Source organism: Microtetraspora fusca (assembly GCF_001570365.1).
Taxonomy (GTDB): domain Bacteria; phylum Actinomycetota; class Actinomycetes; order Streptosporangiales; family Streptosporangiaceae; genus Microtetraspora; species Microtetraspora fusca.
The window spans coordinates 102,734-115,699 of the sequence record NZ_BBYK01000051.1; the positions used below are offsets into that span (position 1 = coordinate 102,734).

At 69.9% G+C, this 12,966-nt stretch carries 6 protein-coding genes; 4 read left to right on the forward strand and 2 right to left on the reverse strand.

The features are described from left to right. Positions 1–7: 7 nt before the first annotated feature. Together AWQ68_RS21385 and glgP are read right to left on the reverse strand one after the other, a co-directional pair. Entirely contained in the window at positions 8–2,143 is a 2,136-nt protein-coding gene (locus tag AWQ68_RS21385; RefSeq protein ID WP_066942896.1) for an amylo-alpha-1,6-glucosidase, read from the reverse strand. A 103-nt stretch (positions 2,144–2,246) separates the two neighbouring features. Then, positions 2,247–4,844: an alpha-glucan family phosphorylase gene (glgP, locus tag AWQ68_RS21390; protein WP_066942898.1), complete on the reverse strand. Its 2,598-nt coding sequence runs from the start codon at positions 4,842–4,844 to the stop codon at positions 2,247–2,249. Between the two features lie 538 nt (positions 4,845–5,382). Here glgP and AWQ68_RS21395 point away from each other — a divergent pair. The 4 genes from AWQ68_RS21395 to glgB all read left to right on the forward strand — a co-directional run bounded on the left by AWQ68_RS21395 (position 5,383) and on the right by glgB (position 12,946). Continuing rightward, positions 5,383–7,428 (forward strand): alpha-1,4-glucan--maltose-1-phosphate maltosyltransferase, encoded by a 2,046-nt coding sequence (locus AWQ68_RS21395; protein ID WP_066942900.1) that lies wholly within the window; start codon positions 5,383–5,385, stop codon positions 7,426–7,428. Positions 7,429–7,522: 94 nt separating this feature from the next. Continuing rightward, entirely contained in the window at positions 7,523–9,256 is a 1,734-nt protein-coding gene (treS, locus tag AWQ68_RS21400; RefSeq protein ID WP_174554130.1) for a maltose alpha-D-glucosyltransferase, read from the forward strand. Next, a complete protein-coding gene (locus AWQ68_RS21405) occupies positions 9,253–10,611 on the forward strand; it encodes a maltokinase N-terminal cap-like domain-containing protein (protein ID WP_066942904.1) in 1,359 nt (452 codons plus the stop codon). The genes treS and AWQ68_RS21405 overlap by 4 nt, the downstream gene beginning before the upstream one ends. 181 nt (positions 10,612–10,792) lie before the next feature. Then, positions 10,793–12,946 carry a 1,4-alpha-glucan branching protein GlgB gene (gene glgB, locus AWQ68_RS21410; protein WP_066942906.1) on the forward strand — a complete coding sequence of 718 codons (2,154 nt, stop codon included), beginning with the start codon at positions 10,793–10,795 and terminating at the stop codon, positions 12,944–12,946. Positions 12,947–12,966 lie beyond the last annotated feature (20 nt).

The following is a 12,966-nucleotide window of genomic DNA, read 5'->3' on the forward strand; positions in this document are numbered from 1 at the left end:
CCGTTCGCTATCGGACGTTCGCGACCATCGTGCTGATCGGGGAGCGCGCCTCGCGCATGATCACGATGTCCTCCGGGAGGCCGGTGACCCGGGCGGCGCCGTCCTCGTCGACCTCGATGTCGACCCGCGTCCCCGCGATGCGCAGGCCGGTGACGCCGAGCGCCCCGAACCCCTCCGGCAGCACCGGGTTGATCCACAGCTTCCGGTACGGCACCCACGGGTCGAACCGCAGCAGGGTCCGCAACATGTGGATGGGCGTCGCCGCGGCCCACGCCTGCGGCGAGCACGACGTCGGGTACGGCACCGGCACGGGGAAGTCCCGGCGGTCGAACCCGCAGTAGAGCTCGGGCAACCGGCCACCGAACGCCTTGGCCGCGTCGAGGACGGCCGTGATGACCCGCTGGGATTCCGCCACGAAGCCGTAGCGCATCAGCCCGCCCGCCACGATGGCGTTGTCGTGGGGCCAGACGGAGCCGTTGTGATAGCTCATCGGGTTGTACGCGGCCATGTCGGTGGAGAGCGTCCTGACGCCGAACCCGCTGAACATCACGTCCGACATCAGGTGGTCGGCCACGAGCCGGGCCCGCTCCGGCTCGACGATGCCGGTCCACAGGCAGTGGCCCATGTTGGAGGCGAGGCTGTCGATGGGCACGCCGCTGCGGTCGAGCCCGATCGCGTAGTAGCCGCGGTCGGGCAGCCAGAACCGCTCGTTGAACGCCGCGCGGATGCGCTGGGCGCGCTCCTTGCACCGCCGTTCCGTCTCGGTGTCGCCCGCCTCGTGGGCGAAGTGGCCGCGCGCGATGTAGGCGGAGTACACGTACCCCTGCACCTCGGCGAGCGCGATGGGCGGCCGGGCCAGCGTGCCGTCGGCGAAGTTGACCCCGTCGAAGGAGTCCTTCCACCCCTGGTGGATCAGGCCCTGGTCGGTCTTGCGGCAGTACCAGAGGAACTCGTCCTCACCGCCCTCACCGCCGTAGTCCTCGATCCAGGCGAGCGCGGCGTCGGCGGGCGGCAGCAGCTCCTCGACCTCCTGCCGGTGCAGCCCCCAGCGGCGCAGCTCGCCGAGGAGCATCACGAACAGCGGGGTCGAGTCGACCGAGCCGTAGTAGGCGTTCCCGCCGAGCGGCGAGGTGGGGGTGGCCACGCCGAACCGCAGCTCGTGCAGGATCTTGCCCGGCTCCTCCTCCGTCAGCGGGTTCACCCGCCTGCCCTGCAGGCGGGCCAGCCGGCGCAACGTGCCGAGCGCGAGCGACCGGTCCAGCGTCAGCGCGAACCACGAGGCCAGCAGCGAGTCACGGCCGAACAGGGTCATGAACCAGGGGGCGCCCGCCGCGATCGACGGCGGATCCTCCGGATATTCGGCCTCGAACAGCCGGAGCGACCCGAGGTCCTCCCGCGCGGCGCGCACCGCCTGGGTGAGGAAGGCGTCCGACGTCACGACCTCCGGGACCTGCCGCTCCCAGTCGGCCCGCCGTACGGCCGGCTCCGCCCGTTCGAGGGTGGCGAACCAGGCCTGTGACTCCTCCTCCTCGATGATCGGGTTCACGTGGACCGCGGCGAGCCACTCGCCCCGCGCGGGCACGACGACCCGGAAGGTCAGCAGGCCGGGTACGGCCAGCACGCCCGCGGAGAGGACCGCCACCCCCCTGCCCCGGCTCATGGAGTAGATCCGCACGCCGTCCGGGCTGGTCGTGACGTCGATGTCGGGGACGTGGCGGACCCGATCGGTCTTGACCTCGAACAGATCGGCCACGTCCGAACCGACGTGCAGCTCGACCAGGCACCCGGCCGCCTCGTCGGAGAGGTTGCGCAGCGTGATGTCCTCGCGCAGCCCGCCGCCGACGTACCGGTCGCGCAGGACCAGCAGGCTGCTCTCCGCGCGACCGGGGCGTGGCCGGGTCCGGCCGAGGAACACCGCGTGGTACGGCTCGGCCGGCAACACCTGCAACGGCTCGATCGGAGCCTCGTCCACCCGAAGCTCCCACCGGCAGAGCAGCCGGGTGTCGGCGTGGTAGACGCCCTGGGCGCCCCCCGGCACGATGTCGCCGTTGCGGTCGGACACGCAGAACGAGCTGCCCTCGACCAGCGTCACCGTCGCGCCCCCCAGCGCGGACGGCTGCCCCTCGAACGTCCAACCGTTCATGATCCCCCCAGGACCGGTTCGTCCGATTCATCCAGTTTGCCTCCTGGGGGTGCGGAGCCCACGGAGAGCGGCCCGGATGCCGGCCGTACCGGTCAGGGGGAGATCAGCGGAGGGTGCCGTTGGTCATGCCCACGGGCTCCTCCGGCACGCTGATCAGGCCGAGCTCGGCCGGCGAGGCCATGAGCGGGTGACGCGGCACGACCCGCACCGTGTAGCCGAAGGCGCCCGTCCGGTCCAGCGGCAGCGTGCCTGTGCAGTGCGCCCGGCCGTCGTCGCCCACCGACTCCAGCGCCAGCGTGATGTACGCGGGGTCGATCAGCTCGTCGTGCGCCCCGACCCGGCCGTACGCCGCCTGGACCGCCACGTCGTCCGGCGCCAGCTCGCCCAGCGCGACCGTGGCGCGCAGTTCGAGCGTCGCGCCGAGTTCCGGGGTGTCGCCGATGCCGGACGCCTCGACGTGCTCGACCCGGACGCCCGGCCAGGCGCGGGTGACCCGCAGCTTCCAGGCCGCGAACGCCTTGGCGTCCCGGTAGCCCTCCTCGGACAGGGTCCGCGCTGAGGCGGCGGCCGGGCTGTAGAGATCGACGACGTAGTCGCGCAGCATCCGCCCGGCCAGGACCTTCGGCCCGAGCGAGGTCAGCGTGTGCTTGACCATCTCCATCCAGCGCCGCGGCAGCCCGTCCGCGGCCCGGTCGTAAAACCTGTCCGCGACCTCGCGCTCGATCAGGTCGTACAGCGCGGCCGCCTCCAGCTCGTCCCTGCGCTCGGGGTCGGCGACGCCGTCGGCGGTCGGTATGGCCCAGCCGTTGTTGCCGTCGTACCACTCCTCCCACCAGCCGTCCCGGATGGACAGGTTGAGACCCCCGTTGAGCGCGGCCTTCATGCCCGAGGTGCCGCACGCCTCCAGGGGGCGCAGCGGGTTGTTCATCCAGACGTCGCAGCCGGTGACCATGAACTGGGCCAGCGCCATGTCGTAGTCCGGCAGGAAGACGATGCGGTGCCGCACGTCCTCCTCGTCGGCGAACTTCACGATCTGCTGGATGAGCTTCTTGCCCCCCTCGTCGGCCGGGTGGGCCTTGCCCGCGATCACGATCTGTACGGGCTTTTCGGGGTCCAGCAGCAGCGCGCGCAGCCGGTCGGGGTCGCGCAGCATGAGCGTGAGGCGCTTGTAGGACGGCACGCGCCGGGCGAAGCCCATCGTCAGCGCGTCCGGGTCGAGCGCCTCGTCGGTCCAGCCCAGCTCGGCGTCCGACGCGCCGCGCTCGCGCCAGGAGCGCCTGATGCGCGTGCGCGCCTCCCGTACGAGCCGGGCCCGCAGCCGCCCGCGGATGTCCCAGATCTCGTGGTCGGAGAGCTTCTGGACCGCGTCCCAGCCCTGGCCCGTCTCGACCACCCCCGGCAGCTCCCGGTCGGCCAGCTCCATGACCTCGCGGCCGACCCACGTCGGGGCGTGCACACCGTTGGTGATCGAGCCGATCGGGATCTCGTCGATGTCGAACCCGGGCCACAGGCCGTGGAACATCTCCCGGCTCACCCTGCCGTGCAGCAGCGACACGCCGTTGACGCGCTGGGCCAGCCGCATGCCCATGACCGCCATGTTGAAGACGGCCTTCTCGCCGTCCACCGCGTCCGGCTCGGCGCCGAGCTCCAGGATGCGCTCGACGTTCACCGTCGGCCAGGCGTTGGCCCCGCCGAACTGCCGGGCGATCATCTCCATCGGGAACCGGTCGATCCCCGCCGGGACCGGTGTGTGCGTGGTGAACACGGTGCCCGCGCGCACCGCCTCGAGCGCCTCCTCGAAGGAGAGCCGTGCCTCGGTGAGCTCGCGGATGCGTTCGAGGCCGAGGAAGCCCGCGTGCCCCTCGTTGGTGTGGAAGACCTCGGGCTCCGGATGCCCGGTGATGCGGCAGTACGCCCGCAGAGCGCGGACGCCTCCGATGCCGAGGAGCAGCTCCTGCACCAGGCGGTGGTCGCCGCCGCCGCCGTAGAGGCGGTCGGTCACGTCCCTGGCCGCGGCGTCGTTGTCGGCGACGTCGGAGTCGAGCAGGAGCAGCGGCACCCGCCCGACCTGGGCCACCCAGATCTGGGCGTGCAGGGTGCGTGGGCCGGGCAGGCCGAGCCTGATCCTGGCCGGGGAGCCGTCCCGGTTCTTGAGGAGGGTGAGCGGCAGGCCGCCGGGATCGAGCGACGGGTAGTGCTCCAGCTGCCAGCCCTCGGGTGAGAGCGACTGCGAGAAATAGCCGTGGCGGTAGAGCAGCCCCACGGCGAGGATCGGCACGCCGAGGTCGCTCGCCGCCTTCAGGTGGTCGCCCGCCAGGATGCCGAGGCCGCCGGAGTACTGCGGGAGCGCGGCGGCGATGCCGTACTCGGGCGAGAAGTAGCCGATGGCGGCGGGCGCGCCGTCCAGCGACTGGTACCACCGCGGGGCGGTCATGTACTCGCGGAGGTCGTCCGAGGCATCGGCCAGTCGGCGGAGGAACCGCCGGTCCTGGGCGAGGGCGCGCAGCCGGTCGGCCTCGACCGCGCCGAGCAGCGCGACGGGGTCGTGATCGACCCGCTCCCAGACCTCCGGATCCACCTCGGCGAACAGATCCATCGTCTCCGGGTGCCATGACCAGCGCAGATTGTGGACCAGCTCGCCCAGCGGCGCGAGCTCGGGAGGAAGGACGGTGCGGACGGTGAACCTGCGGATTGCTCTCACGGGGCCAGACCCTAATTACTCAGCGCCACGGCGCGCGACCAAAACACTCGTGTCCACGGAAGGCGTCTCCCGGCGCGGGGGGCGCCATCACACTTGGTCGTGCCCGGCGGATCCGCAGCGCCACGCGCCGCGCCCCACCCGGCACTCCCGGGTCGCGTCCGGCAAACCACGCCCCACTGAGCGGCCCGTACGGCGTTCGCCCCGGGGCGGCGTTTGTCAGACACTCCTAGCGCTCTCACCATTAAGAAACGGGCTCAAACATCACCAAGCCGACAGTCTGTCGATGATCTCCGACGGAGAGCGTACGGCGCGCCCGACCGAAACCGGAGACCGCGCGTAAAGGAACGAACACCGCGTGCGATCTTTCCTCTCCGCGGGTAAAAGGGGGCCATTGGGGCACCCCCCTGTAGGAGCGGCCGCCTCCGGCTACTCCCATAGCGCTGTACCGAATGACACAGAACACCTTGAAGAACCACAGATCGACGCTTGCCTTGGAACTCCGGCGGCACCGGGTGTGCCGTCGCTAACGTGAATGACGATGATCGGACGAATCCCAATCCTGGACATCCACCCCGTCGTCGACTGCGGGCGCTGGCCCGCCAAGGCGGCCGCGGGCGAAACCTTCGAGATCAGCGCCACCGTGTTCCGCGAGGGGCACGACGCCGTGGCCGCCGGGGTCGTCCTGATCGACCCCGACGGGAACCCCGGCCGGCTGCTGCCGATGCGCGAGCCGGCGCCGGGCACCGACCGCTGGGCCGTGGAGGTGCAGCTCCCCGACGAGGGCATGTGGCAGTTCCGCGTCGAGGCGTGGGGCGACCCGATCGCCACCTGGCTGCACGACGCCGGCATCAAGATCCCGCGCAACATGGACGCCGAGCTGATGTGCGAGGAGGGCGCCCGGCTGTTCGACCGGGCCGCCCGCGGCGTACGGCCGGCCGAGTGCCCGGGCGTGGACGACGGCGGGACGTGCGGCCACCGCGCGGCGTTCCTCGCGATCGCGGCGCGGCTCCGGGACGACAACCTGGACCCTCGGGCCAGGTTCGCGGTCGTCCAGCTTCCGGAGACGGCGGCGCTGATCGCGTCGCACCCGCTGCGGACCCTGGTCACCAGGTCCGGCAGGAACCGGGTGGTCGTGGACCGGCGCAGGGCGCTTTTCGGATCGTGGTACGAGTTCTTCCCCCGGTCGGAGGGAGCGGTCGTCAAGGAGGGCGCCGCCCCCGCATCCGGGAATTTCAAGACCGCGGGGAACCGGCTGCCGGCCGTCGCCCGGATGGGGTTCGACGTCGTCTACCTGCCGCCCATCCACCCGATCGGTCACCAATACCGCAAGGGCCGCAACAACACCCTCACGCCCGAGCCGTACGACCCGGGGTCGCCCTGGGCGATCGGCTCGGAGGAGGGCGGGCACGACGCGATCCACCCCGACCTCGGCACCCTGGAGGAATTCGACGACTTCGTCGCCAGGGCGCGCGAGCTGGGCATGGAGATCGCGCTCGACCTGGCCCTGCAGTGCTCCCCCGATCACCCCTGGGTGAAGGAGCACCCGGAGTGGTTCAACATCAGAGCCGACGGATCCATCGCGTACGCGGAGAACCCGCCGAAGAAGTACCAGGACATCTATCCGCTGAACTTCGACCAGGACCCCGAGGGGCTCTACGCCGAGGTCAAGCGGGTGGTCCGGCACTGGATGGATCACGGGGTGCGGATCTTCCGGGTGGACAACCCGCACACCAAACCGGTGAACTTCTGGGAGCGGCTGCTCGCCGACATCGCGAGCACCGACCCCGACGTGCTGTTCCTCGCCGAGGCGTTCACCCGCCCCGCGATGATGCAGACGCTGGCCAAGGTCGGGTTCCACCAGTCGTACACCTACTTCACCTGGCGGAACACCAAGCCCGAGATCGAGGAGTACCTCACCGAGCTGTCCCAGGAGACGGCGCACTTCCTGCGTCCCAACCTGTTCGTCAACACGCCGGATATCCTGCATGAATACCTGCAGAACGGCGGCGTTCCGGCGTTCAAGATCAGGGCGGTCCTGGCGGCGCTGATGTCGCCGACCTGGGGTGTCTACGCGGGCTACGAACTCGCCGAGAACACCCCGGTCCGCCCCGGCAGTGAGGAATACCTCGATAGCGAGAAATATCAGTACAAGCCTCGTGACTGGGCGGGCGCCGAGCGTGAGGGGCGCAGCCTCGCACCGCTCATCACGCGGCTCAATTTGTTGAGAAGAGCCCACCCGGCACTCCAGGAGTTGCGTAACCTACGGTTTCACAACGTCGACCAGCCGGAGCTGATCTGCTTCTCAAAGCGACTGCCCGGCGCCTATGACACGGCCACACGACGGCACGGAATAGGCGATGTCGTCCTGGTCGTCGTCAATCTGGATCCGCACAACACGCACGAGGCCACGGTCCATCTGGACATGCCGACCCTCGGTCTCGACTGGCAAGCCGAGTTCGTCGTGGACGACGAGCTGTCGGGCGAGTCGTATCGCTGGCGGCAGTCCAACTACGTGCGTCTCGATCCGCACGTCCATCCTGCCCACATCTTCACGCTGCGCAGCGGGTCCCCTCACCGCCCGTGAGCGCCGCGACGCACATCCGGGGAGTCAACAGTTGACTGAGCGAAGCGACCCCACGACGAAGGGGGAGCCGGTGGAACAGCCCGCCGCCGGCTCGGTGCCCGTCCCGGGCGAGCCGATCCCGAACACCTTCTCCCCCGAGAAGCCGCGCGACCAGTACTGGTACAAGCGCGCGGTCTTCTACGAGGTGCTGATCCGCGGCTTCGCCGACTCCAACGGCGACGGCACCGGTGACATCCGCGGCCTGATCGAGAAGCTCGACTACCTGCAGTGGCTCGGGGTCGACTGCCTCTGGCTGCTTCCGCTGTACGAGTCGCCGCTGCGGGACGGCGGGTACGACATCGCCGACTTCATGAAGATCCTGCCCGACTTCGGCGACCTCGGGGACTTCATCCGGCTGGTGGACGAGGCGCACAAGCGCGGCATCCGCGTCATCGCCGACCTCGTCATGAACCACACCAGCGACCAGCACCCGTGGTTCCAGGCGTCGCGGCACGACCCGGAGGGCCCGTTCGGCGACTTCTACGTCTGGCACGACAGCGACGAGGGGTACCAGGACGCCCGGATCATCTTCGTGGACACCGAGTCGTCCAACTGGACGTACGACCCGGTGCGCGGCCAGTACTACTGGCACCGGTTCTTCCACCACCAGCCGGACCTCAACTACGACAACCCGGCCGTACAGGAGGCCATGCTGGAGGTCCTGCGCTTCTGGCTCGACCTCGGCATCGACGGCTTCCGCATGGACGCGATCCCGTACCTCTTCGAGCAGGAGGGAACGAACTGCGAGAACCTGCCGCAGACCCACGCGTACCTCAAGCGGGTGCGGGCCGAGGTGGACCGGCTCTACCCGGACCGGGTGCTGCTCGCCGAGGCCAACCAGTGGCCGGCCGACGTGGTGGAGTACTTCGGCGACCCGGTGACCGGCGGCGACGAGTGCCACATGGCCTTCCACTTCCCGCTGATGCCGCGCATCTTCATGGCGGTCAGGCGGGAGTCGCGCTACCCCATCTCCGAGATCCTCGCCCAGACGCCGAAGATCCCGGAGAACTGCCAGTGGGGCATCTTCCTGCGCAACCACGACGAACTGACGCTCGAGATGGTCACCGACGAAGAGCGCGACTACATGTACTCCGAGTACGCCAAGGATCCGCGGATGCGCGCCAACGTGGGCATCCGCCGCCGCCTCGCGCCGCTGCTCGACAACGACAGGAACCAGATCGAGCTGTTCACCGCGTTGCTGCTCAGCCTGCCCGGCTCCCCCGTCCTCTACTACGGGGACGAGATCGGCATGGGCGACAACATCTGGCTGGGCGACCGGGACGGCGTTCGCACGCCCATGCAGTGGACGCCCGACCGCAACGCCGGCTTCTCGACCTGCGACCCCGGCCGCCTCTACCTGCCGCTGATCATGGATCCGATCTACGGCTACCAGGCGATCAACGTCGAGGCGCAGCAGAAGAGCCCCAGCTCGCTGCTGCACTTCACCAAGCGCATGATCGAGATCCGCAAGCGCCATGCGGTGTTCGGCACCGGCGAGTTCACCGAGCTGAACTCCTCCAACCCCAGCGTCCTCGCGTTCATCAGGGAGCTGGGCAACGACAGGGTGCTGTGCGTCAACAACCTGTCCCGCTTCCCGCAGCCGGTCGAGCTGGACCTGCGCAGGTTCGAGGGATCCACTCCGGTGGAGTGCATGGGCGGCGTCCCGTTCCCGGCAGTCGGCGAACTTCCGTATCTTCTGACGCTTCCTGGGCATGGGTTCTACTGGTTCACCCTTCCAGTACCCCCCGACGCGGCCGAGAAGGACGCGGTCGGCACCAAGGAGGCATGACGACTTCGCTTCAGGAGCTCCTCGCCGGCTGGATCACCGGGCAGCGGTGGTTCGCCGGCAAGGGGCGCGCGATCGACGACCTGTCCATCGAGCACCGCACCGATGTCGTGTCGGGCGATCCGGGCCTGGTGCACCTCATCCTGTCCGTACGGCAGGGCGAGCGGAGCACCCGGTACCAGGTCCTCGTCGGTCTGCGGTCGAGCCTGCCCGACCGGCTGAAACACGCGCTGATCGGGCCGTGCGAGCGGGACGGCGGGGAGTACGCCGCCTACGACGCGCCGCACGACGCGGAGCTGACCCGGATCCTGCTGGAGGCGATGGAGTCCGCCCGCCGGGAGGAGGAGCTCGCCTTCCACCGCGCCCCCGACGTCGAGATCGACACCTCCCTCCGCAGCCTCGTGCTGACCGCGGAGCAGTCCAACACCTCGCTCGTCTACGGAGACCGGTACATCCTCAAGCTGTTCCGGCAGATCACCGCGGGGATCAACCCCGAGCTGGAGGTGGTCGGCGCACTCGCGGCGGCCGGCTCCACGCACGTCGCCCGGCCGTACGGCTGGATCGACACGAAGCTGGACGGCCAGACCACCACGCTGGCGATCATGCAGGAGTTCCTCGCCAACGCCAACGAGGGCTGGGCGATGGCCCTGACCAGCGTCCGCGACCTGTACGCGTCCGCGCCCGAGGTGAGCGCCGAGGAGGCAGGCGGCGACTTCGCCGCCGAGGCGTCCCGGCTGGGGATCGCCACAGCGGAGGTCCACCGGGAGCTGGCGACGGCGTTCCCGACCGGCGTGATCGAGACGTCCGAGGTCAAGCGGATGGCCGAGCGGCTGCGCCGCCGTCTGGACGAGGCGGTGGCCGAGGTGCCCCAGCTCGCCGCGCACGCGTCGGTGGCGCACGCGGCGTACGACCGGCTGGCCGATCTGGGGCGGAAGGTGGCCGTGCAGCGGATCCACGGCGACTACCACCTGGGCCAGGTGATGCGGACGCCGAGCGACTGGGTCGTCCTGGACTTCGAGGGCGAGCCGGGCCAGCCCCTCTCCGAGCGGCGCGGGCTGGACTCCCCCCTGCGGGACGTGGCGGGGATGCTCCGCTCGTTCGACTACGCGGCGCACCACCTGCTCGCCGGGCACCCGGAGGGCGCGTCGCTGCAGGAGCGGGCCGACGAGTGGTCGGCGCGCAACCGGGCGGCCTTCCTCTCCGGCTACTCGGAGGGCGGGGGGCGGATCACCGCCGACGACGCCGTGCTGCTGCGCGCGCTGGAGCTGTCCAAGGCCGTCTACGAGGTGGTCTACGAGGCACGCAACCGCCCGTCCTGGCTCCCGATCCCCTTCGCCGCCTTCAGATCTCAACGATGAGCCACACCCACCTCGCTATTCGCACTCATTTGACTACGAATGGTAAGAATCGTAGCGAACGGGCAGCCCGCATATCAGGAGTTCCAGGAACCCGCGGGGGCTAGGTCGCCGGGACGCACAGAACACCGATCTTTCACGTGGGGGGATGGGTGTTCGGCGCGGTGTGGGGCAGGGTTAGGGAATGGATCTCGATCGTTTGGCCGGCGGCGCACATCACGACCCGCACTCCATCCTCGGCGCGCACCCCGAGCGTGACGGCGTCACGATCCGGACGCTGCGACCCCTCGCCGAGAAGGTCGAGGCCCTGGTGGACGGCAGAGCGTACGAGATGCGCCACATCGCCTCGGGAGTATTCGAGGTGACCGTCCCGGGCCTGGACAAGATCCCGGACTATCGGCTGCGTATCACCTATCCGGGGGCTCCGCCGTACGAGATGGGGGACCCGTACCGGCACTGGCCGACGCTCGGCGAGGTGGACCTGCACCTGATCGGCGAGGGACGGCACGAGCGGCTGTGGGATGTGCTCGGGGCGCGCGTGCTGCGCCACGAGGACACCGACGGAACCGCGTTCGCCGTCTGGGCGCCGAACGCGCTCGGCGTCCGGGTGATCGGCGATTTCAACCACTGGGACGGCGCCGGGCATCCCATGCGCTCGCTCGGCCGCTCCGGCGTGTGGGAGCTGTTCATCCCGGAGGTCGGGGCGGGCACCCGCTACAAGTTCGCGGTCCTCGGCGTGGACGGGGTGTGGCGCGAGAAGGCCGACCCCATGGCCCGCCACACCGAGGTCCCGCCGGCGACCGCCTCGATCGTCGAGACGTCCGCGTACGAGTGGCGCGACGACGCGTGGCTGGCGGAGCGGGCCGAGCGGAACGCGGTGGCCGAGCCGATGAGCGTCTACGAGGTGCACCTCGGCTCGTGGCGGCCCGGGCTCTCCTACCGCGACCTCGCCTCCGAGCTGGTCGCGTACGTCAAGGAGATGGGCTTCACGCACGTGGAGTTCATGCCGGTGGCGGAGCATCCGTTCGGCGGCTCGTGGGGGTACCAGGTCACGTCCTATTACGCGCCGACGTCGCGCTTCGGCACGCCCGACGACTTCCGCCACCTCGTGGACGAGCTGCACCGCGCGGGCATCGGCGTGATCGTCGACTGGGTGCCCGCGCACTTCCCGACGGACGAGTGGGCGCTGGCCCGCTTCGACGGCACACCGCTGTACGAGCACGCGGACCCGCGCCGCGGCGAGCACCCGGACTGGGGCACCTACGTGTTCGACTTCGGGCGGAACGAGGTGCGCAACTTCCTGGTGGCCAACGCGCTCTACTGGCTCAGGGAGTTCCACGTGGACGGGCTGCGCGTCGACGCCGTCGCCTCGATGCTGTACCTCGACTACTCACGGCGCGAGGGCGAGTGGACGCCGAACATCTACGGCGGCCGGGAGAACCTGGACGCGATCGAGTTCCTCAAGGAGATGAACGCGGTCAGCTACCGCGAGGTCCCCGGCATCGTGACGATCGCCGAGGAGTCCACCGCGTGGCCGGGCGTCTCGCGCCCCGTCCACCTGGGCGGTCTCGGTTTCGGCTTCAAGTGGAACATGGGCTGGATGCACGACACGCTGGCCTACCTCGCGCACGAGCCGGTCTTCCGGCAGTACCACCACCACCAGATGACGTTCTCGCTGATGTACGCGTACTCGGAGAACTTCGTGCTGCCGCTGTCGCACGACGAGGTCGTCCATTTGAAGGGGTCGCTGCTCGGCAAGATGCCGGGCGACGAGTGGCAGCGCTTCGCCAACCTCCGCGCGCTGTACGGCTTCATGTGGGCGCATCCGGGCAAGCAACTGCTGTTCATGGGCGGCGAGTTCGGCCAGGGGTCGGAGTGGTCGGAGTCCAAGGGGCTCGACTGGTGGGTGCTCGACTTCGACTTCCACCAGGGGGTGCAGCGGCTGGTCCGCGACCTCAACCACGCCTATCGCGACACGCCCGCCCTGTACGCGCTGGACAGCGACCCCGACGGCTTCCGCTGGATCGACGCCGACGACGCCCAGGGGAACGTGTTCTCCTTCCTGCGGAACGACGGATCGGGCTCGGTGCTGGCCTGCGTGTCCAACTTCTCCGGGGTGGCGCACGAGGACTATCACCTCGGCCTGCCCACGTCCGGCAGATGGGAGGAGGTCGTGAACACCGACGCGTACGACTACGCGGGGAGCGGCGTCGGCAACATGGGCGCGGTCGAGGCGGTGGAGGAGCCGCACCACGGTCTCCCCTGCTCGGCGCGGCTCCGCGTGCCCCCGTTGGCGACCGTCTGGCTGCGCCGTAGCGGGGAGGACGAGGAGAGCTGAGCAAACCCGGAGGAACAGGA

What these genes read in the sequence shown, in the direction of transcription:
- AWQ68_RS21385 (WP_066942896.1), bottom strand. Translation starts at nt 2,143, where the DNA reads ATGAACGGTTGGACGTTCGAGGGGCAGCCGTCCGCGCTGGGGGGCGCG.
- AWQ68_RS21405 (WP_066942904.1), top strand. Translation starts at nt 9,253, where the DNA reads ATGACGACTTCGCTTCAGGAGCTCCTCGCCGGCTGGATCACCGGGCAG.
- glgB (WP_066942906.1), top strand. Translation starts at nt 10,793, where the DNA reads ATGGATCTCGATCGTTTGGCCGGCGGCGCACATCACGACCCGCACTCC.
- AWQ68_RS21395 (WP_066942900.1), top strand. Translation starts at nt 5,383, where the DNA reads ATGATCGGACGAATCCCAATCCTGGACATCCACCCCGTCGTCGACTGC.